The organism is Synoicihabitans lomoniglobus (genome assembly GCF_029023725.1).
GTDB classification, from domain to species: Bacteria; Verrucomicrobiota; Verrucomicrobiia; order Opitutales; family Opitutaceae; genus Actomonas; species Actomonas lomonigloba.
Genome location: NZ_CP119075.1, coordinates 997,430 through 1,018,426, shown reverse-complemented (window position 1 = coordinate 1,018,426; position 20,997 = coordinate 997,430). Strand labels below are relative to the sequence as shown.

The window sequence follows — 20,997 nt, the reverse complement described above, 5'->3', positions numbered from 1 at the left end:
CAAGATCACGCCTTGGTGAAATATCTCAATATTTAATCGTAGCCTCTCATGGTTTTCCCCGTGGCCGAGCCGCTAAGATACGCTCGCTTTTACCCCTTTCCCCATGCCCCCACGAATCAACATTGCCCTCGCCGGGCTCGGTTTCGGCGCGGAATTCATTCCCATCTATCAGGCTCATCCGCACGCCAACCTGGTGGCGGTGTGCCAGCGCAACGCCAAGAAAATGGGCGCGCTGCAAAAGGCCTTCGGCATCGCCAAAGGCTACACCGATTACGATGAAATGCTGCGTGATCCCGCGATCGACGCCGTCCACATCAACACCCCCATCCCGGACCACGCCGCCCAAACCATCAAAGCGCTCCAGGCCGGCAAACACGTGGCCTGCACCGTGCCGATGGCCACCTCCATCGCCGACTGCAAACGCATCGTCGAGCTCACCCGCAAGACCGGCCTGAAATACATGATGATGGAAACCGTGGTCTACGCCCGCGAGTTCCTCCACGTGCAGGACCTCTACCGCAAGGGCGAACTCGGCAAGATCCAGTTCCTCCAAGCCAGTCACCAACAGGACATGGACGGTTGGCCGAACTACTGGCCCGGCCTGCCACCCATGTGGTATGCGACGCATTGCGTCGGTCCCATGCTCGCGCTCACCGACGCTTCGGCCGAATACGTGTCCTGCTTCGGCTCCGGCACCATCCGCCCGGAACTGATCAAACACTACGGATCCCCGTTCGCGGTCGAGACCGCCCACGTGAAGTTCAAGGACTCCGATCTTTCCGCGCGTATCATTCGCTCACTCTTCGACACCGCCCGCCAATACCGCGAGTCGATCGATGTCTACGGCTCCAAAAAATCGTTCGAGTGGTCGCTCATCGAGCACGAGCCCCACGTGTTGCACACCGCCAAAAAACCCGAACCCAAGATCCCGCGCAAAATCACCGTGCCCGACTACGCCAAGCGCCTGCCCAAGGCCATTCGTCCGTTCACGACGCAGGGGGTCTACGATCTCGGCAAAGCCACCCACCTTAGCTTTACCCAGGGTGCCGGCCACGGCGGCTCGCATCCGCATCTGGCGCATGAGTTCATCACCGCCCTGCGCGACGACCGCGCTCCCTACCCCAATGCCGTCAAGTCCGCCAACTGGACCTGCGTCGGCCTCTGCGCCCACCAGTCCGCCCTACGTGGCGGCAAGATCGTAAAACTCCCCGCCTTCACCCTCGCCTAACCCCGTCCGGGCAAGCCAGACGAGTTGCGCAAACAAATCCCCCCCCGTTCGGCCCTCGTCCTCCTTACTTAGTTCCCCCTTCCCCGGGGCCTGCATCTTCTTAGTCCTTACTTCTCACTTCTTACTTAGTCCCGCCCCAACCCCATGAGTGACTCCTCCCCCACCGCCGCCGCGGTTTCCCCGGCCACTGCGCAGCGACTGCTCTACGCCGGCTTCACCGCCATTCTCGCCACCGCCATCGGTTTCGCCATTCGCGGCGGCATCCTCGACAACTGGGGCTCGGAGTTCGGCTTCACCGCCACCCAACTCGGCGTCATCGGCGGCGCCGGCTTCACCGGGTTTTGTTTCGGCATTTTCGCCGGCGGGCTCGTGGTCGACAAGATCGGCTACGGCAAACTCGTCATCGTCGCCTTTGCCCTGCACATCGTCTCCGCCGTGGTCACCCTCGCGCCCACCACCGGCATGGCCATCGGCACCGTCTACAACTACTTGTTCTGGGGCACGTTCACCTTCGCCCTCGCCAACGGCACCCTCGAAGCCGTGGCCAACCCACTCGTCGCCACCCTCTTCCCCGACAAACGCACCCATTACCTCAACATCCTCCATGCCTCCTGGCCGCTCGGCCTCGTGCTCGGCGGTCTCATGGGCTGGCTCCTCGATGACAAGATGCAGGTGTCCTGGAAACTGCAGGTCGCCATGTTTCTGATCCCCACCGTCATCTACGGCGTCATGTTCTGGGGCCAACGCTACCCGCGCTCCGAAGCCGCCGAAAAGGGCCTCAGCCTCGGCGCCATGTTCAAGGATGTCGGCCTGCTCGGCGGCACCCTTATCGCCGTCATGCTGGGCATGTTCTTCCGCGCCACCTTCCCGGATCTGCCGGTCTGGATCATCGTTGTCGGCGCGCTCGCCGTCATCGGCGCGATCGGTCGCATCACCGGCTTCGCACTGGGAGCCTGGATGTTGTTTGTTCTCTTTGGCACCCACATCATGGTCGGCGCGGTCGAGCTCGGCACCGACGGATGGATTCAAAACATCACCGGCAACATCCTCTCCTCCGAACAGGGCAAGATGCTCTTCGTGTTCACTTCGCTCTGTATGTTCATCCTGCGCTTCTGCGCCGACTGGATCGAACGCAAGATCGGTCTCTCGCCCGTGGGTCTGCTGCTGGCGTGCGCCGTCATCGCCTCGCTCGGTCTCAACCTCGTCAGTGGCATCACCAGCTTCGGCGGCGCACTGCTCGCCCTCACGGTTTACAGCATCGGCAAAACCTTCTTCTGGCCGACCATGCTCGCGATTGTGGGCGACCGTTTCCCCCGCACCGGCGCGATTGCCATGAGCATCATGGGCGGGCTCGGCATGATGTCCGCCGGACTCATCGGCCTGCCCGGACTCGGCTACGCCAAGGACCGTTTCGCCAGCGAAGCCCTCGCCGCTTCCGCGCCGCAGGTCTACGCCGCGAGCCAGGTGGAAGAGCCCAGCGGTTGGCTGATCTTCCGCGATGTAGCCGCCATCGACGGCCGCATCCTGGGCGAAGCCAAAGCCACCCCCGCCCCCGCCCGCACGCCCGCCGATCACGCGCTCGTCGCCGCCGACCAAGCCGGTGATCGCAAAACCCTGCGCGTCGACGCCTTTATTCCCATCGCCATGGCCGTCGTCTACCTCGGCCTGCTGCTGTTCTTCAAATCACGGGGCGGCTACCGTCGGGTCACGCTGGATGCCAACGGCACCGCCTCCGGTTCGTGAACGACTCCCCGTCTCCGCTTTCCCGCCGGAAATTTCTGCGCGACACCGCCGTGACTGCCGGTGCCGCCGGAATGCTTGGTGCAATGGTCAGCCGGGCCGCCGCATACCCCACGGCGGCCCGGTCTGCTGATCCGACCGGCACCGCACTCGCCGTGGCCACGATCTGCACCGACGGATTCAGCAACCATCATCACGACCCCGCCTTTCGCCTCGTGCCGCAGACCGGCTTCACCAACGTCGAGTTCAACCTCTGGTATCCCGACCTGCTCACGCCCCGCTACATCGACAGTCTGGCCGAGCGCTGCGCTGCCTCCGACCTGCGTCCGGTCAGTCTGCAAGGCTCCTCCTTCGGCGGCGAGGGCCGCAACGCCGTCATCCACGACGTCGCCCACAAACTCTGGTTTATGGAACAGGCGCGCCGTCTCGGCTGCCGCCGCGTCAAATTCACCGGTGCTCCGCGCGACACCCATGGCGGAATCGAACACGTGATCAAGGTCTGCCGCGAACTCGCTCCCGCCGCCGAGGCAATGGACGTCCTGCTCCTCCTCGAAAACCACGCCCGCAACGTTCTCGAACGCCCGGAGGACTACGCCGAGATTTTCGCCGCCATCGATTCCTCCCACGTCGGCATGTGTCTCGATACCTGCCATTTCGAGGGCGCGGGCATCACGCTCACCTCCGTGGTCGCGCAATTCCGCGACCGTATCCAACATGTGGATCTCAAGGACTGCGCCGCGTTCGGCAAGGGTCACCAGACCGTCGTGTTTGGCGAGGGCGTGACTGACTTCGATCCGTTTCTGCGCGACCTCATCGACGGCGGTTACACGGGCTACCTCGTGGTCGAGATGGCGTGGAACCAACCCCGCGCTCCCATCGCCGCCAACCTCTCCGCCGCCCGCGAAATGTTCACTCCGTATGTCCGTGACTAACCGCGACCAATCACGACCGACCGGGCGGTTTCGCCGCCACCGCCGGTGCCACTCCCTCGCCCGCCCGCTCGGCGAGTCCGCCCTACCTGGGGGCCGACGAATTGGACTGCTGCTAAGTCTTGCGGGCTTTATCCTGAGCTCCGCCCACGCCGAAGACACGCCGGTCGCCCTCGACCCCAACCTCGAGGTCATCCTCTTCGCCGCCGATCCCGACATCGTCACCCCGATCGGCGCAGTCACCAACGCGGACGGTGATCTCTTCGTCGTCGAGTCCCACACCCACGTCCGACCCAAGGACTACGTCGGACCGTCGACCGATCTCATCAAACGCTTCGTCGACACCGACGGCGACGGACGAGCCGACGAGATTACGATCTTCGCCCGCATCGAAAAAGAGGCCATGAACCTGGCTTTCGCTCCCGACGGTGTGCTGCACGTTGTCACCGCCAGTGATGTCATCCGGCTCAACGACGCCGATGGCAACGGCACCAGCGAAACCGACGAGCATACCGTCCTGCTCCACCTCGAAACCCAAAGCGGCAACCCTCACGGCGACCTCCTCGGCATCGCCATCGATCGCGACGGCACCATCTACGCCTCGCGCGGCAACGTCGGCGGCTATCCCTACGCATATATCAGCGCCGCCCACGAACGTCTCACCGGCTACGGCGAGGGAGGCGACATCGTGCGCATCAACCCCGACGGTTCCGGCCTTCATCGCGTCGCCACCGGTTTTTGGAATCCTTTCGTCATCGCTTTCGACCGCCATGGCCGTCTGCTCTGCGCCGACAACGATCCCGACTCCCGCGGCCCCAACCGTGTCGTTCATGTCATCGACGGCGGCGACTACGGCTACCTCGCTCGCTACGGACCCACCGGTCTGCATCCCTTTTCCGGCTGGAACGCCGACCTGCCCGGCGTGCTGCCCATCGCTGCCGGGACCGGCGAGGCCCCCAGTGGTCTGCTCGATCTGACGTCCACCCGCCTCGGTCCAAACTATTCCGACGCCTTCGCCGTCACGATCTGGGGCGAGCACACTCTCTCGCTTTTTCATCCCCACCGCACCGGAGCGTCCTTCACCGCCACCGCCGAACCGTTCATCAATGGCGGCGAACACTTCCGGCCCGTGGCCCTCGCCCCGGCCAAAGGCGGAGGATTTTTCATCACCGATTGGGTTCTCCGTGACTACCCCAACCACTCGCGCGGCGCCATCTGGTTGGTGCGACCGAAGCAGCCCGGACCAGAGGTCCATACCGCCGCCGACGTCGCCGCCCTGCTGAAACGAATCCCCGACGTTTTCTCCCCGGCCCAAGCCGAGTCGCTTCTCTCCAACGAAGATCCGTTTCTGCGCCATCACGCGGTCGCCGCCCTCGCCGCCCACGGTGACCTGACGCGGTTGGAACAACTCCTCGCTTCCCCATCGGTCGACCTGCGCCAAGGCGCGTGGCTCGCCCTCCGCCATCGTGGCCATGCCTTCACCGCCGCCGAAATCGAGTCCGCGCTGACCGATCCATCCGAAGTGCTGCGCATCCTCGCCCTGCGCCACATCGGTGACCAGGTGGACCGGACGTTCACCTCCAAAGTCGAGGCCATGCTCACCGCGCCCGACCTCAGCCCACGCCTCTTCCGCTTCGTGCTGGCGACCCAACAGATCCTCGGCTCCGACGTCGACGCAGCGTATGCGAAAGGCACCCGCACGTTCGCGATAAAACGCGACGTCCCCGCCCCCCTCATTGAACGCCTCGTGCAAGACGATTCCCTGCCCGACGCCGGGCGCGCCCTCGCCATTCCTCAGCTCGCCGATCCCGCCGCCCCGGCTGTTCGCGAAACGCTGCTCCAGCTCATCACCTCGAGCGATTCTCCCCCGCTGGTCCGCGAAGCCATGCGCTCCCTCGCGGCCGTCGGCGAGCCCGCCGCCACCCCGATCATTCAAATTGTGGCGTTCGATCCCTCGCTCGATCCCGAACTTCGCGCCGACGCGGTGTCCTCCCTGCGCCAACTCCCCGACGGCATCACACCCGCCTTCAAAAAGCTCCTCAATGATCCCGCACCTCCCGTGCGCTTGGAAGCCACTCGCGCCCTGCAAGCCTTCGGCTTAATCCCCGCAGCTGATCCGGTCGTCCGCCCGACTTCCCTCGATGATTGGAACGCCTTGCTCGGCACAGGCGGCGATCCCGCCGCCGGCGAACGCGTGTTCCACGAAACCACCGCGCTCTGCATCACCTGCCACCGCGTCAAAAATCGCGGCAGCGTCATCGGTCCCGATCTCTCCAACATCGGCCTAACCCTTTCCCGCCGCCAACTCATCCGCTCGATCATCCAACCGTCCGACGACATCTCGCCCGAATACCAGGGCTGGGAAATCAAACTCAACAACGGCGGCAGCGTCGTCGGCCTGCAGGGCCACCTCCGCGGCTGGGGCATCATTCTTACCGGATTCACCGGCGAAGAAATCCGCACCCGCCACGAAAACATCGCCTCCTACGGCGCCATGGAACGCTCGCTCATGCCCGACGGTCTTGGTCAAATTCTTCCCGTCGACGACCTCCGCAACCTCGTCGCTTACCTCGAATCCCTGCGATGAAATTCCACTGCTTCCTCCTCAGCCTCGCCGCCACGGCAACGTTCGCCGCTGCCGGAATCCCCGACTACGACAAACACCAACTCAGCGGCGCGTTCCTCAGCGAGGGCGCGACCTTTGCCGACCTCAACAATGACGGTCACGCCGACGCCATCGCCGGCCCTTACTGGTATGCCGCCCCGGAATTTAAAGAGCGCCACCCCATCTACCCGCCCCAGCTTTTCGATCCACTCGCCTACTCCGACAACTTCTTCGCGTTCGGCCACGACTTCAACCGCGACGGCTGGACCGATATTCTCGTGCTCGGCTTCCCCGGCCAAACCGCCACGTGGTATGAGAACCCCACCACCGCCGCTCCCGACACGCCATGGACGCCCCACGTTGTTTTCGACGGTCTCGACAACGAGTCCCCCACCTTCGACGACCTGCTCGGCACCGGCTCACCCGTCCTGATCTGCAACCACGACAAAACCTTTGGCTACGCCACCTTCGATCCAGTCGACCCCACCGCCCCGTGGACCTACCACCCCATCACGCCCGTCGGCAACTATGGCAAATTCAACCACGCCCTCGGCTTCGGTGATCTCAATGGCGACGGCCGCGCCGACTTGCTCGAACGCGGCGGCTGGTGGGAGCAACCCGCCGACCTCACCGGCGATCCCATCTGGCAACATCATCCGTTCGAGTTCAACCAAGGCGGCGCGCAAATGCTCGTGACCGACGTCAACGGCGACGGCCTCGCCGATGTCGTCACCTCCATTCGCGCCCACGGCTACGGTCTGTCCTGGTTCGAGCAACAACGCACCGCCGACGGTGCCATCACCTTTGCCGAACACGTCATTCTCGCTCGCGACGGTTCCACCGCCCCCGGTAGCATCCAGTTTTCCCAACTCCATGCCCTCGCCCTCGCCGACCTCGATGGCGACGGCCTCGACGACATCGTCACCGGCAAACGCTGGTGGGCCCACGGCAACCACGGCGACCCCGAGCCCAACGGCGATCCCGTCATCTACGCCTTCCTCCTCCGCCGCGCCGCCGATGGCTCCGCCACCTATGAGCCGCACCTCGTCGACGACCGCTCCGGCGTCGGGGTGCAGCTCGTCGTCACCGACGCCAACGCCGACGGCACCCCCGACATCATTTCCGCCAACAAACGCGGCACCTTTGTCTTCATGTCTCAATCCACCTCCGCTCCTGCTTCCGTCACGCTCCCGGTCTGGCCCGGCTCCGCGCCCGGCGAAACCATGACCTACCCGCCGGAAACCGATACCACCGGCCCCGACGGACGCCTCGCCGCCAACCGCCGTGTCACCCGGATCGGCAACGTATCCACCCCCACGCTCACCGTATACCGCCCGGCGCCCTCCCTGGCCAACGGCACCGCTGTCGTCGTGTGCCCAGGTGGCGGATACAGGATTCTCGCCATGGACCTTGAGGGCACCGAAGTTTGCGACTGGCTGAACTCGCTCGGTGTCACCGCCGTCCTGCTCAAATATCGCGTGCCGCGCCGCGAAGACGTGCCCTATCGTCAGCCTCCCCTGCAAGACCTGCAACGCACCCTCGGCCTCGTCCGCACGCACGCGAGGGACTGGGGCATCGATCCGGCCAAAGTCGGCGTGCTCGGCTTCTCCGCCGGCGCTCATCTCGCCGCCTCGGCCAGCAACAACTATTCCGCGCGCACCTACCCGGCGATCGACGCAGCCGATCAACTCAGCAGCCGCCCCGATTTCACCCTGCTCATCTACCCCGCGTATCTCGTCGACGCCGACAACCGCGCTCAACTCGCACCTGAACTTGGCGTCACCGTCAATACGCCCCCGACCTTCATCGTCATGACCGGGGACGACCCCCTCGGCATCGACAACGCCCTCCACTACTACGCCGCGCTCCACGCGGTCGAAGTCTCGGCGGAACTTCACGTGTATCCAACTGGAGGACACGGCTACGGCCTCCGCCGCACCGCCGAAGAAGTCACCACCTGGCCCGCCCGCGCCGAAGCCTGGCTCTCCGCCACCGGTTTGCTCCCGGCCCGCCCTTAAGCCACAAAACCCGAATCTCTGCTCTGCCTCGTCTGGTAACGCCGTAACCACGCGGCCCCGTGAAGCCGCCCGCTCCGCAGTCTAGTCAAGAGTCAAACAATGTCCCGCTTTGGCAGCCATGTCCCGCTTTGGCAGCCTCGTTTTGGCAGCCGGTCCCGTTTTGGCAGCCGACTGGCCCGAATTCTCTGCGTCGACTGGTTGGAGATTTCCTTATTCTGTTTCGAATAAAAAGGAATGCCAAAAACCCAATACAGATGCCTCCGCCAGCAATAAAATGAGGGTTCGATTCGAGGAACGCGAATGTCTCATCTGGATAGTTTGAGAGACCGTCCAAACTGACTGAAAACGGGACAATAAAAGCGCAGACTGCCAGCACTAGGGGGAACCGTCTCATTCTCCCTAGACTGCGTCTCTTCGCTGGAAAGAATAGGATAAAAGATGTCACAACCAGTCCGATGCCGGGGGCCGCAGTGACCGAGAGAAGAACCAACGCGAGAGGATCCATCAATTCCTTGGGCGAACCAACGCGAACAAGAACTCGAGTGGAAGCGTAGGTCAGCAAACACCCCAGGACGAGTGCCGCGATGGCCACGATCATTACAGTGCCTCTACCGACAGGATCCGATGAGCGATCGTTTAGTGAATTCATGTCAGCGGCGTGTTGCTCCATCGATTCAGGTCAGAGGCGGTGGCTGCGCAGCGGCCGCTGTTCTCTGCACTGACTGGTTCGAATCTTTTACTATAACTACAGTGCCAGCGATGAAATCATGAATCGCACGCTTCTTTTCGTTGGTGAGCAGAACAAAGAACTCGCTCCAAATCCATACGGTCTGCGCAATCTGGACTGGGCCGTAAAATCCCGGTGTCAGATCTTTCAGCCGGATCGACCTATCCTTCCATCCAAGAGCCAAATATTCTGCGTCCGTAAGGTGGAGGGCCGAAGCAACCAAGCCAACCGAAAGCACGATGTGAAAAAGGTAATTCGGCAACTCGCGGAGTATGGCTTCACGATATCCAACAGGGCTACTATCCATTTTCGTGATTCGTAGTCCGAGGATCAACTTCCCTGGCGTGCCCCCGAATCGCTTCACCAAGTAAATGGAATAAAGGGCACTGATCACCAGTCCCGGGATGAAGTAATAGGCCTGAAATAGCCGAAAGGTAGAATTCCCCCACAAGGTCAAAATCACGAGAGGGGATAGGCATACAACGTCCAGCCACATCGCGCCAAATCGTCGCCAGAATCCACCATATTGAAAATCAGCTATCATAGTATTTGTCGAACGTCTAAGATCAGAGAAGAGGATCCAGCGGACCGGTGTCCATACGCCGAAACGCGTAACTGGCCCGAATTCTCTGCATCGCTTGGTTGGGCTTATGTTTCATCCAAATATGATTTTTTCTTCGAAGGAGAAATGAACGATACAATAAGGAACCCTAAAATCGAATAAGTAATCGCATCTGCGAAATAAATGATCGCAAGCATTGCGCGTGAACTGGAAAAACCGGGAGCGAATTCGTAAATGATCCGGGATGGCCAAATTAAAGCATACCCCATCGCAATGTGAAATGGGCTGCCCTGAAACATATGGGCATAGTCATGATCGGTGAGGCGAAAGGATGCCCAGATGGTGAGGAGGATGAAATGCCCGATGGCAATCGACGCGACGAACTTTGCGTAAACGATTTTCATTTTGCCCAACGTCTAAGCTCAGAGGCGGCGACTTGTCGCCGTTCTCTGAAGCGGCTGGATGGGCTCTCTTCTCATGCGGGAACTTCCCATCCGGATTCACAACGCTCGGTCACTTCTCCGCGAGCAAAGAATCCGGCATCCCATAGCTTGAGTTTCACTCCTGGGGCCACGACGTCTCGAAATCCCTCGGGCCAAATGACACGACAATCCGCATCAAACTCTTCGCCCTCCAGAAAAACGGCTCCCTTCTCTTCGATCCAGAGACCCACTGTGTGCAGACCTTCGACTCCATCCATGCTCATCGGCAACCTGCGATGTCCGCTCTCATCGAAACCGAACTTACGGCGACGATCCGGGCCATGCTCTTCAAACGTCAGCACGATGTGGACTCGAAACTGTGGCGGGTAGGAATTCACTATATTCTGCCCATCGTCTAAGCTGAGACAGGACCACTTGTGGTCCTTGTCTCAAGCGATTTGATGAACGAAGCCGCTGCGCGGCGCAGTGAGGAGTGAGGGGTATGACGTTCGGGACGCACGGCGGTTGACGATGTATTTTGGTCCGCCAATCGCAAGACTGGCGGTGCTATGTCCAAAAACAAATCCACCCGTAAAGGTCGCGACTTCCGTCGTGACGTCACCGAACAGTATCAATCGTTAGTGCGCTTCGATGAGATGCTCAAGCTGCGAAGCATGGCCTTCTCCACCCGCTCGGAGTATGTGCGCTACGTGCGCAAACTCGCGCAGCACGTGAAGCGCGATCCGGCCGAATTGAACGAGGCGCAGCTTCGCGCCTACCTGCTGCACCTCAAGGAGGTCCACCACTACAGCGGCAGCACGATGCGCACCGCCGTGTGCGCCATGCGCAACTTCTACGGCAAGTTGCTGGGCCACCCGTGGAAGCTGTTCGACCTGGTGCGCTCGCCCGATCGCAAAACCTTGCCCGCGGTGCTCACCCGCGCCGAGGTGGCGCGGTTGTTCGCGGCGATCACCGAACCTCGGTTTCGCACCATCCTGCGACTCATCTATGCGTGCGGGTTGCGTATCCGTGAAGCAACGACACTAGAGGTGACCGATATCAAGCGTGAGCCGTGCCGACTGCATCTGCACCACACGAAGGGGCAAAAGGAGCGCTACGTGCCGCTGCCCGAATCGATGCTCGAGGAGTTGCGCGCCTACTGGCGCACGCACCGGCATCCGAAGTGGGTGTTCCCTGGCACCGGTCGGGGCTGGCGCGAGGGGCCCGGTGCGCGCGAGCGCCTGGCTCTCGCGTCCGAACCGATGGGCGTGGGTTCGATCCAAAACTGCCTGCGGTTGGTCGTGCCGGTGGCCAAACTGCCCAAGGGCACCCACCCGCACACGCTGCGTCATTCGTATGCGACGCACCTGCTCGAAGAGGGCGTGAGCATCCGCTTGATTGCGCAGTTCATGGGCCACTCCTCCATTGAAACGACCGCCATTTACACGCATCTGACCGCCGTCAATGAAGCCGCCGCTCGCGCGGCGGTGAGTCGTTTGCTCGACGGCATTTAGTTAAATCCGTGTCGGCCTTGGCCGAGTGGCTCGGGGCGCAAGCCCCGGGCTACGCGTGCACGCATGCCATCAGCCCGGCGCAGCGCCGGGCGTTGGCGGCGATCGCGCGGTGTCGGACGCCCGAGATGGGCGGCCGCGTGTATCGCTGTGCCCACTGCACAAAGCACGACTTCGCCTACCATAGCTGCCATCACCGCTCGTGTCCGCGGTGCGGCGGGGCCCGCACGGCGGCATGGACGCAGCGCCAGCGGGACCGCTTGCTGCCGGTGCCATATTTTATGGTGACCTTCACACTGCCCGCACCGCTGCGCGCGATCTTCGCGGCGGAGCCGAAGGTGATGATCGACCTGCTCTTTGGCGAGTCGGCCCGCGCGCTGCAAACGATCGCATCGTTGCCCAAACACCTCGGAGCCGATCTCGGCATGACCGGCGTGTTGCACACGTGGGGACGCCAAATGCAGTTGCATCCGCACGTGCACTTCATCGTGCCGGGCGGTGGTTTGGCTGAAGATGGAACCGCATGGCGCCATACCCGCAAACCCGAGTGGCTCGTGCCGTCTGCGCCGGTCGCGGCGCGCTTCCGCCAAGGCATGGCGGCGGCGCTACGCGTTGCGTTGCCTGGAAGGCACGCGCAAGTGCCCGACTCGTGCTGGCGGCAACCGTGGGTGGTCGACATCCAGCACGTCGGCTCGGGCGAAGCGGCGATCAAATACCTCGCTCGCTACGTGCAGCGCACCGCCATCAGCGATGAACGTATCCGAACCATGGATGCGAAGACGGTTCGCTTTGGCTACCGCGACAGTGCGAGTGGTGAGCACAAGGAATGCACGTTGGATGCGGCTGAGTTCATGCGGCGATACTTGCAGCACGTCTTGCCGACCGGAGTCCACCGCGTGCGCCACTTCGGCTGGGAGCACCCGGCCGCGTGGCGACGCCGACGGGTGGTCGAGACCTTGCTCGCCGTGGAGATCGTTGTGCGCCCGAAGCAGGCCGAGGACGTGGTGCAGTGGCACCTGGTGTGCCCGCATTGCCAAGCCGAGTCGTTGCGCTGCGTCGGCACCCTGCCACGCGTCGCACGTTCGCCTCCGTTCGTCCCACGGGCCGCATGAAGACCACCACCAACGATTCCTCAGACATGAATCCACCGCTCGTCGCGGTGGACACGCGACGGCGCGCCTGCATGGCGCGCAAATCACGCTGCGGCGTATCTAGCGCACCACTACGCGTGACTAAATCCGCCAAAACAACCCGGAGAAAGTCAGAAACGTGCTTCGAGGAACACCGAACGGGTCAGCGGCGGACGGCTTCGGCTCTGCGCTCAATAACCCGCTCGAAATACAAAACGCATAAGGCGTAGGCACCCGCGCCTGACCTTGCTTGGGGCTTGTTCATCAGGAGTCAGGATGTCGGCTCCGCGATATCCAAACTCTCAGGGTTCGACTCTCTTCTTTTGGTCATGGCTTTGATCTCTGAATCAACGCGCGAACCGCGTGGAAAAAGACGGAGATGCTCTGAAACAGGAGGTAGCCGAGTAGCACGTATATGGGAATCGCGGAAATCATGTAATAGCCGTGCCGGTCAATGTAGGCGAAACCCGCGATGACCCCACCGATGACGAGCAGGCTCAGGGACAGGTGAATAGCCACTACACCTTTCGATGGATCTGCGGCTGGGCTCTTCATCTTGCCGTCGAACGTTTGAAGTCAGACAGGCCGACTTGTCGGCCTTGTCTGCACTGACTGGTTGAACGAAGCCGCTGCGCGGCGCAGTGAGGAGTGAGGGGTATGACGTTCGGGACGCACGGCGGTTGACGATGTATTTTGGTCCGCCAATCGCAAGACTGGCGGTGCTATGTCCAAAAACAAATCCACCCGTAAAGGTCGCGACTTCCGTCGTGACGTCACCGAACAGTATCAATCGTTAGTGCGCTTCGATGAGATGCTCAAGCTGCGAAGCATGGCCTTCTCCACCCGCTCGGAGTATGTGCGCTACGTGCGCAAACTCGCGCAGCACGTGAAGCGCGATCCGGCCGAATTGAACGAGGCGCAGCTTCGCGCCTACCTGCTGCACCTCAAGGAGGTCCACCACTACAGCGGCAGCACGATGCGCACCGCCGTGTGCGCCATGCGCAACTTCTACGGCAAGTTGCTGGGCCACCCGTGGAAGCTGTTCGACCTGGTGCGCTCGCCCGATCGCAAAACCTTGCCCGCGGTGCTCACCCGCGCCGAGGTGGCGCGGTTGTTCGCGGCGATCACCGAACCTCGGTTTCGCACCATCCTGCGACTCATCTATGCGTGCGGGTTGCGTATCCGTGAAGCAACGACACTAGAGGTGACCGATATCAAGCGTGAGCCGTGCCGACTGCATCTGCACCACACGAAGGGGCAAAAGGAGCGCTACGTGCCGCTGCCCGAATCGATGCTCGAGGAGTTGCGCGCCTACTGGCGCACGCACCGGCATCCGAAGTGGGTGTTCCCTGGCACCGGTCGGGGCTGGCGCGAGGGGCCCGGTGCGCGCGAGCGCCTGGCTCTCGCGTCCGAACCGATGGGCGTGGGTTCGATCCAAAACTGCCTGCGGTTGGTCGTGCCGGTGGCCAAACTGCCCAAGGGCACCCACCCGCACACGCTGCGTCATTCGTATGCGACGCACCTGCTCGAAGAGGGCGTGAGCATCCGCTTGATTGCGCAGTTCATGGGCCACTCCTCCATTGAAACGACCGCCATTTACACGCATCTGACCGCCGTCAATGAAGCCGCCGCTCGCGCGGCGGTGAGTCGTTTGCTCGACGGCATTTAGTTAAATCCGTGTCGGCCTTGGCCGAGTGGCTCGGGGCGCAAGCCCCGGGCTACGCGTGCACGCATGCCATCAGCCCGGCGCAGCGCCGGGCGTTGGCGGCGATCGCGCGGTGTCGGACGCCCGAGATGGGCGGCCGCGTGTATCGCTGTGCCCACTGCACAAAGCACGACTTCGCCTACCATAGCTGCCATCACCGCTCGTGTCCGCGGTGCGGCGGGGCCCGCACGGCGGCATGGACGCAGCGCCAGCGGGACCGCTTGCTGCCGGTGCCATATTTTATGGTGACCTTCACACTGCCCGCACCGCTGCGCGCGATCTTCGCGGCGGAGCCGAAGGTGATGATCGACCTGCTCTTTGGCGAGTCGGCCCGCGCGCTGCAATCGATCGCGTCGTTGCCCAAACACCTCGGAGCCGATCTGGGCATGACCGGCGTGTTGCACACGTGGGGACGCCAGATGCAGTTGCATCCGCATGTCCACTTCATCGTGCCGGGCGGTGGTTTGGCTGAAGAGGGTTCCGCGTGGCGCCATACCCACAAACCCGCGTGGCTGATGCCGTCTGCACCGGTCGCGGCGCGCTTTCGCCAAGGCATGGCAGCGGCGCTGCGCGCCGCGTTGCCTTCGTGGCACGCGCAGGTGCCCGATTCCTGCTGGCGGAAAAAGTGGGTGGTCGACATCCAGCACGTCGGCTCCGGGGTCGCCGCGATCAAATACCTCGCACGTTACGTGCAGCGCACCGCCATCAGCGACGAGCGTATCCGTTCCATGGATGCTCAGTCGGTGCGCCTCGGCTACCGCGACAGTGCGAGTGGTGAGCACAAGGAGTGCACGTTGGAGGCGGGTGAGTTCATGCGGCGATACTTGCAGCACGTCTTGCCCGCCGGAGTCCATCGTGTGCGCCACTTCGGCTGGGAGCACCCGGCGGCGTGGCGGCGACGGCGGGTCGTCGAGACCTTGCTCGAAGTGGAGATCGTCGTGCGCCCGAAGCAGGCCGAAGACGTGGTGCAGTGGCACCTGGTGTGCCCGCATTGCCAAGCCGAGTCGTTGCGCTGCGTCGGCACCCTGCCACGCGTCGCGCGTTCGCCGCCGTTCGTCTCACGGGCCGCATGAAGACTGCCATCTCCAATGATTATTCACGCAGGAATCCACCGCTCGTCGCGGTGGACACGCGACGGCGCGCCTGCATGGCGCGCAAATCACGCTACGGCGTATCTAGCGCACCACTACGCGTGACTAAATCCGCCAAAACAACCCGGAGAAAGTCAGAAACGTGCTTCGAGGAACACCGAACGGGTCAGCGGCGGACGGCTTCGGCTCTGCGCTCAATAACCCGCTCGAAATACAAAACGCATAAGGCGTAGGCACCCACGCCTGACCTTGCTTGGGGCTTGTTCATCAGGAGTCAGGATGTCGGCTCCGCGACATCCAAACTCTCAGGGTTCGGTCTTTTTGTTTCTGCGAATGGCGTCGAGCGCTTCTCCCGAATAAGTGATCCCATGAGATTTTCTCCCAAAACGCGTGCCATAATACTCCGTAGCTCAGCAATGGCCGGCGCATCGTGAGAAATCGCAGGATCATAACTGATCACAATCTCAATGCCGTGGTCTCGCCGATCAAAGCACGAAATACTCACTCCCATGAATCGTGACCTTGCTGGTCCAAAGTATGAGAAATACCAGTCATCGGACGAAGTATCTCGTCGCACAAGTCCGTCGGTATTTCGAAGTGCGGAATCGAGTGATTCAATCTTCGGTGAAATTGAACGCACATCTTCAGGAGTCGCAGTCCGGAAGACCTGGGCGACACGTGTGGTCATGCAGCTAGAGAGGAGCAGTGCAAATAGTGGAATAAGGATTCGCGTAACTCGCATATCTGCTTTCACCGAACAGTGTTATTAGCCTACATTTGTTTTTACCGGGAACGTTGGTAAATCGAATAAGGCTCGTGGCTTCGGGGATTGGAGGGGCATTTTTTAAGATCTGAATACCGTTTCGAATGTCGCTGATTCGAGGAGATACGATAGCGGCGGGTTTTTTACTCCTCTTCTCCCTATCTGCTTGGGGACGGATATTTTGTGAAAGCTTCGGGGTGTTTTTTGCGTTTCAGGAGCATGCCGAGGAAAGCTGCTCGTTTTCGCATTTCGATAAAGGACTTGTATCGGGGAGACACGTTCAAAATCGAGCTCATTCCGAGCGATCGACTCTGGGAGGATCGACGGTTCCTGGTCCGGGTGAACAATCGCTTGTCGACCAGGGTGGATACGGTGACCTTGACCGAAATCTTTCACCGGCTTCGCCGTTGGATCGTCCGGCGGTCGCAGGGGCGCGGCGAGGATCATCATAGCGAAAGTCGGTGAGCCGCCCTTCTCCGGGCAATTTCGAGTTATGTTGAGATTATCCAAGATTCCGCAGTCGGAGTGAGTCACAGAGGCCACAAAGATTTGCACCAGAGAGCACAGAGAAGGGTTTCTGAAATCGATCATAACGCTAATGCTCTTCACCCGCCGGATGCACTTCTGCCGCGCGCGATTTGAGATCTAAACCTCTGGGCAACTCTGGTTTTCCTGTGTGCTCTCTGTGACAAACTGCGGTTTCTAGGTTTATCCCGCGTGATTGCTTGGGGAGTGTCTGGGAAAGTCGAGGTGCCATCGGGCTTTCCCCTACACACCTTTCGGCTCGATATCGATGATGCCGCGTTGGACCGCTACGACGAGGGCCTCCGTGCGCGAATTGACCTCCAGTTTGCTGAAGATGTTGGTGACGTGCAGCTTGATGGTGCCTTCGGTCACGCCCAGCGCGTTGCCGATTTCCTTGTTGCTTTGCCCCGTCGATATGAGGGCCAGCACTTCGTGTTCGCGATCCGACAACGGTGAGAGCGCCCGCTCACTCATCCGCACCGCGAGTTCCGGCGGCAGGTAGCGACCTCCGGACTTCACTTTGCGAATGGCTTCCAGCAGGCGGCTCACTTCCATGTTTTTCACCACAAACCCCGAGGCACCGCTCTTCAGCGCCTGGAACACTTCCTCGCCTCGCGCGTAGTTGCTGTAGATCACGATTTTCGCGTCGCGAAATTCCTGGCGCAGCACCCGGATAGTTTGGAGACCGCCCCACCCTCTCATACGCAGATCGAGCACGACCACATCGGGGTGATGATCCCGGTAAACCAGCAGCGCTTCTTCCCCCGTTTCCACTTCCGCGATGACTTCCATGTCGGGCTGTGCCGAGGCGGCGTAGACGAGGCCCATGCGCATGACCATGTGATCATCCACGACCAGCAGACGGATTTTACCCGGGGTTCTAGGTTGAGGTGCCACGGTCATGTTTGGAGGGGGCTGAAATGGGGACCACCACGCGAATGGTTGTGCCGACGCCCGGCGAGCTGGTGATGGAGACGTCCGCCATGATCCGACGGGCACGCGACCGCAAACCGCGCAGACCAAAGTGCCCCTCAATGGGTTGGCTCTTCGCCACCTCAAACCCTTTGCCATCATCCTGCACACTCAGCGTCACCTGACTATCATCGGACTGCAGGCTCACGACGATTTTAAGCGCCTCCGCATGCTTCACCGCGTTCGTGATCGCCTCCTGCGCGATGCGCAACAGGTCATGGCGGGTGGCCGAATCCAAGGCATTAGGCTCGTCCAGAACCACGACTTCAATCGGCGTGGAACCAGAGTTGATAAATCCCGCGATCTTGCCGAGCGCATCACCCAGGGACGAGTTTTGCAACAAGGGCGACTCGAGGTTCCACACCGCCTGCTGCACCTCTTCGCGCGAATAAGATAACATCTTCCGCACCACCGATAGCTGTGCGTTCACATCCGCCGGAACCGTCGGTTGGTCCATCGTGGTATCGAGATGCAAAATGGCTCCACTGAGCCCCTGCTGGATACTGTCATGAATTTCTCCGGCGAGCCGACTGCGCTCGGCCAGTGTCGCGGCATGGCGGGTCTCTTCGCCCAGTTTCTGCATCGTGTCTTCCAAGGCATGGGTGCGTTCGCGCACCAATTTTTCCAACTCCGTATTGCGCCGCAACGAGCGTTGATTGACCCAACGGACAGTCGCTAGAACGCCCCCCGCCAAGGCCACAATGTAGGCGGCATAGCTGGCGGACGTGCGATACCATGGAGGTTCCACCGTGAACGGCACCACGATAAGCGGTTCAGACGAATCATCCGCATCAAGTTCCCGCACTTCCAACCGGTAATCGCCATCACTCAGGTTGGGAAAGCGCAGCATCAAACTCGCATCCACCGGCCTCCAGGGTTCGGTCGATTGCAGTCGATACCGATACTCCGGCGGCGTTCGCCACGCGTAGGTGCCGGAACAAAATCGGAAACTCAAATTGCCCTCCGCGAAGGGAAACGAGAGGTCCTCCGCCAATTGACCGGACGGGTCCACGAACTCCCGGTTCAACTTTCCGGCCTGCAAGGAGACCAGCTTCGCCGGCGGTGGTGGTGGCGGCCGTGACACATCGCCTTGGACTCGATAGAGCGAACGTCCCGCCCCGATCCAAGTTTCACCACCCGGCAGGGAAAAGACGGCCGGGTAGGCATCGTTCCGGAGCAAAAAGGTGGACGCGTCCATCTGGTATCCATCGTCCCGCGGCACGAAAGTCACGACGCCTTGCCGGTGCGTCGCCCAAAGCACGCCCGCTTCGTCCTCGGTTATGCGCAGTATCCAGTAGGGCGACCGATTCAACAACTGTTCCAACTTTGGCGACGCGATGGGCTCAGCCGTTTGCGCATCGAGGATCTGGCGATTGCCCGGCGTTGACCCGCTCAATATCACCCGATCCCCCACCACGCCGACGTTGGTCCACGGTTCATCCCGCCACGCCAAGGGGACGGGGCGCATTTCCAGTTTACCGTCACGCAACCTGAGTCGGCCCACCTGTTCTCCGCCCCTTTCAACCCAAAGCCCTTCGCCGTAAACAAACCGCACCGGCGCGTCTCCCACGCCTGCGATGCGATCCGCACACTCGCGCCACCGACCTTCGCGGAAACGAAATGCCGCGATCTCCGCCCCCCCTATGGCCACGCAGGTTTCGTCATCCAAAAACGCCAGCCCCGAGACGTTGGCGATCCGACCAACTTCGGAAAAATTACCGCCCGCATCCATCGCCAATACCCCTTGCTCGTTACCAACCAATAAATGCGCCCCCCGCGCCGCGACATGATCCGTCATGCGCACGGAACGATCGCTCAGCAATCGACACGGAGAAGGATAACCCGCGGCGCTGGCCCGGGCTTCATACAGCGAACGATTGGAACAAATCATCACTCGATCGCCCCAGGCCGACACGGTGGGCCATACCGCGGTGAACCCCTGAGGTTCGCCAAAACCAGTCAGCGTCGAACCATAGAAAATACGGCGGAGGTCAGATTCCCCCGCCACCCACAACACCCCTGGTTCACCCGCCGCCATGCTTTCGACCCGCCTCAGCTCCGGCAGATCGAGCGCCCAATCGCGCTTTCCGTCGCCGGAAAACATATACACCCCGCGATCCGCCACCGCGATGGCCACCCCGCCTTCCGCCAACGCGACCATGAATGTGATCCGCCCCGCAGGCAGCATCGCATCTTTCGCCGGCCACGGCCGCACCGTTTCGCCATCAAACTCCACCAACGCCCCGTTGCTCAAAGTCAGCAGCACGCGCGCCGCGTCCAGCCGGACGGAAAGCAGCACCGACTCGCCGGTCAATCCCGCAACCGCGACGATCCGAGCCGGCGCTCCGCCGCCCGGCAGCTCGCGCAGTTGTCCGTCTTCACTGGATACAAAGACGCGCGCGCCTACCGGGAACGCCTGGGTGGCTCGCGGCATTTCGTAGAAAAAGTTGCGCTGCTGTTCGAAGTCCCAGCACACCACTCCGTCGATGCCGTAAAAATACACACCTTGTTCAGTGTGAAAGAAATTCAAGAACGGTGTCACTCGGGTCCAAGCGGGGGCATCCGCCGAAACCAATGAGTGGGTTTCCAAGTCACCATCGGCGGAATACTCGACCAGCCCCCAGGAGCCGCGCGCACCGTAATAACCTCGCCCCCCGAGTTGTCGAATGGCGGAAACCCGCAGACTCCGCCCGGAAGTAGAATCGATGCAATCGACCCAGGACGCGTCGTTGAGCACGCTGTAGACTCCATCATACATCACCGCCACCCGGCCGAAACGATCAAACCCCAATTGGAGGCTGCGGGGCACGTTACCGATTTCGTCGAGGGGATAGGAGCGGATGAAGGGCAGTCCTCGCGGCAATTCCGCCGCGCGCCCGACCACGACCATCGCGCCCACGAGGAAGCACCAGCATCCCGGTCGCAGGAAGCGGAAGAACGGAAGCAGCACGAATTTCGACTTAACGGGAGCGGCGGCCATCGGGGGTGATCACGCACCATAAAAATGATGCCGAGAAGCGAACCACGCTGGGGCCAATCCGCCTCGATAGCGACTAGGAATCACCTCGA

15 protein-coding genes are annotated in these 20,997 nt (G+C 61.6%); 9 read left to right on the top strand and 6 right to left on the bottom strand.

All coding sequences use genetic code 11. The features are described 5' to 3' along the window. The first annotated feature begins 103 nt into the window (after window positions 1-103). The 5 genes from PXH66_RS03860 to PXH66_RS03840 all read left to right on the top strand — a co-directional run bounded on the left by PXH66_RS03860 (window position 104) and on the right by PXH66_RS03840 (window position 8,520). Window positions 104-1,228 (top strand): Gfo/Idh/MocA family protein, encoded by a 1,125-nt coding sequence (locus PXH66_RS03860; RefSeq protein WP_330931175.1) that lies wholly within the window; start codon window positions 104-106, stop codon window positions 1,226-1,228. A 144-nt stretch (window positions 1,229-1,372) separates the two neighbouring features. Beyond that, window positions 1,373-2,971 carry an MFS transporter gene (locus PXH66_RS03855; protein WP_330931174.1) on the top strand — a complete coding sequence of 533 codons (1,599 nt, stop codon included), beginning with the start codon at window positions 1,373-1,375 and terminating at the stop codon, window positions 2,969-2,971. Then, window positions 2,968-3,900: a sugar phosphate isomerase/epimerase family protein gene (locus PXH66_RS03850; RefSeq protein ID WP_330931173.1), complete on the top strand. Its 933-nt coding sequence runs from the start codon at window positions 2,968-2,970 to the stop codon at window positions 3,898-3,900. Before PXH66_RS03855 ends, PXH66_RS03850 begins: the two co-directional genes overlap by 4 nt. Beyond that, window positions 3,887-6,484, top strand: a complete 2,598-nt coding sequence (locus PXH66_RS03845) for a PVC-type heme-binding CxxCH protein (RefSeq protein WP_330931172.1) — start codon at window positions 3,887-3,889, stop codon at window positions 6,482-6,484. Before PXH66_RS03850 ends, PXH66_RS03845 begins: the two co-directional genes overlap by 14 nt. Beyond that, window positions 6,481-8,520 (top strand): FG-GAP-like repeat-containing protein, encoded by a 2,040-nt coding sequence (locus PXH66_RS03840; RefSeq protein WP_330931171.1) that lies wholly within the window; start codon window positions 6,481-6,483, stop codon window positions 8,518-8,520. Before PXH66_RS03845 ends, PXH66_RS03840 begins: the two co-directional genes overlap by 4 nt. 674 nt (window positions 8,521-9,194) lie before the next feature. Here PXH66_RS03840 and PXH66_RS03835 read toward each other — a convergent pair. The 3 genes from PXH66_RS03835 to PXH66_RS03825 all read right to left on the bottom strand — a co-directional run bounded on the left by PXH66_RS03835 (window position 9,195) and on the right by PXH66_RS03825 (window position 10,593). After that, window positions 9,195-9,743: an RDD family protein gene (locus PXH66_RS03835; RefSeq protein WP_345784033.1), complete on the bottom strand. Its 549-nt coding sequence runs from the start codon at window positions 9,741-9,743 to the stop codon at window positions 9,195-9,197. Window positions 9,744-9,895: 152 nt separating this feature from the next. Continuing rightward, on the bottom strand, window positions 9,896-10,213 hold the full coding sequence (locus tag PXH66_RS03830) for a hypothetical protein (RefSeq protein ID WP_330931169.1): 318 nt from the start codon (window positions 10,211-10,213) through the stop codon (window positions 9,896-9,898). 71 nt (window positions 10,214-10,284) lie between these two features. Continuing rightward, window positions 10,285-10,593, bottom strand: coding sequence for a hypothetical protein (locus tag PXH66_RS03825; RefSeq protein ID WP_330932229.1), 309 nt, complete (start codon window positions 10,591-10,593; stop codon window positions 10,285-10,287). Window positions 10,594-10,800: 207 nt separating this feature from the next. On the opposite strand from PXH66_RS03825, the gene PXH66_RS03820 reads away from it, so the two are divergent. The 4 genes from PXH66_RS03820 to PXH66_RS03805 all read left to right on the top strand — a co-directional run bounded on the left by PXH66_RS03820 (window position 10,801) and on the right by PXH66_RS03805 (window position 15,650). Continuing rightward, on the top strand, window positions 10,801-11,745 hold the full coding sequence (locus PXH66_RS03820; protein WP_330932082.1) for a tyrosine-type recombinase/integrase: 945 nt from the start codon (window positions 10,801-10,803) through the stop codon (window positions 11,743-11,745). Window positions 11,746-11,753: 8 nt separating this feature from the next. Continuing rightward, window positions 11,754-12,854, top strand: coding sequence for an IS91 family transposase (locus PXH66_RS03815; protein WP_330932228.1), 1,101 nt, complete (start codon window positions 11,754-11,756; stop codon window positions 12,852-12,854). Window positions 12,855-13,596: 742 nt separating this feature from the next. Then, complete coding sequence (locus PXH66_RS03810; protein WP_330932082.1) at window positions 13,597-14,541, top strand: tyrosine-type recombinase/integrase; 945 nt, start codon at window positions 13,597-13,599, stop codon at window positions 14,539-14,541. An 8-nt stretch (window positions 14,542-14,549) separates the two neighbouring features. After that, window positions 14,550-15,650: an IS91 family transposase gene (locus PXH66_RS03805; protein ID WP_330932182.1), complete on the top strand. Its 1,101-nt coding sequence runs from the start codon at window positions 14,550-14,552 to the stop codon at window positions 15,648-15,650. Between the two features lie 292 nt (window positions 15,651-15,942). On the opposite strand, the gene PXH66_RS03800 is transcribed toward PXH66_RS03805, so the two are convergent. From PXH66_RS03800 to PXH66_RS03790, 3 genes are all read right to left on the bottom strand, one after another. Further along, a complete protein-coding gene (locus PXH66_RS03800; protein ID WP_330927593.1) occupies window positions 15,943-16,356 on the bottom strand; it encodes a hypothetical protein in 414 nt (137 codons plus the stop codon). A gap of 843 nt (window positions 16,357-17,199) precedes the next feature. Then, window positions 17,200-17,859 (bottom strand): response regulator, encoded by a 660-nt coding sequence (locus PXH66_RS03795; protein ID WP_330927592.1) that lies wholly within the window; start codon window positions 17,857-17,859, stop codon window positions 17,200-17,202. Further along, window positions 17,837-20,908, bottom strand: a complete 3,072-nt coding sequence (locus PXH66_RS03790) for an ATP-binding protein (RefSeq protein WP_330927590.1) — start codon at window positions 20,906-20,908, stop codon at window positions 17,837-17,839. The genes PXH66_RS03795 and PXH66_RS03790 overlap by 23 nt, the downstream gene beginning before the upstream one ends. Between the last annotated feature and the right edge of the window lie 89 nt (window positions 20,909-20,997).

What these genes read in the sequence shown, in the direction of transcription:
- PXH66_RS03810 (WP_330932082.1), top strand. Translation starts at nt 13,597, where the DNA reads ATGTCCAAAAACAAATCCACCCGTAAAGGTCGCGACTTCCGTCGTGAC.
- PXH66_RS03845 (WP_330931172.1), top strand. Translation starts at nt 3,887, where the DNA reads ATGTCCGTGACTAACCGCGACCAATCACGACCGACCGGGCGGTTTCGC.
- PXH66_RS03835 (WP_345784033.1), bottom strand. Translation starts at nt 9,743, where the DNA reads ATGTGGCTGGACGTTGTATGCCTATCCCCTCTCGTGATTTTGACCTTG.
- PXH66_RS03795 (WP_330927592.1), bottom strand. Translation starts at nt 17,859, where the DNA reads ATGACCGTGGCACCTCAACCTAGAACCCCGGGTAAAATCCGTCTGCTG.
- PXH66_RS03840 (WP_330931171.1), top strand. Translation starts at nt 6,481, where the DNA reads ATGAAATTCCACTGCTTCCTCCTCAGCCTCGCCGCCACGGCAACGTTC.
- PXH66_RS03790 (WP_330927590.1), bottom strand. Translation starts at nt 20,908, where the DNA reads ATGGCCGCCGCTCCCGTTAAGTCGAAATTCGTGCTGCTTCCGTTCTTC.
- PXH66_RS03800 (WP_330927593.1), bottom strand. Translation starts at nt 16,356, where the DNA reads ATGACCACACGTGTCGCCCAGGTCTTCCGGACTGCGACTCCTGAAGAT.
- PXH66_RS03860 (WP_330931175.1), top strand. Translation starts at nt 104, where the DNA reads ATGCCCCCACGAATCAACATTGCCCTCGCCGGGCTCGGTTTCGGCGCG.
- PXH66_RS03855 (WP_330931174.1), top strand. Translation starts at nt 1,373, where the DNA reads ATGAGTGACTCCTCCCCCACCGCCGCCGCGGTTTCCCCGGCCACTGCG.
- PXH66_RS03830 (WP_330931169.1), bottom strand. Translation starts at nt 10,213, where the DNA reads ATGAAAATCGTTTACGCAAAGTTCGTCGCGTCGATTGCCATCGGGCAT.
- PXH66_RS03820 (WP_330932082.1), top strand. Translation starts at nt 10,801, where the DNA reads ATGTCCAAAAACAAATCCACCCGTAAAGGTCGCGACTTCCGTCGTGAC.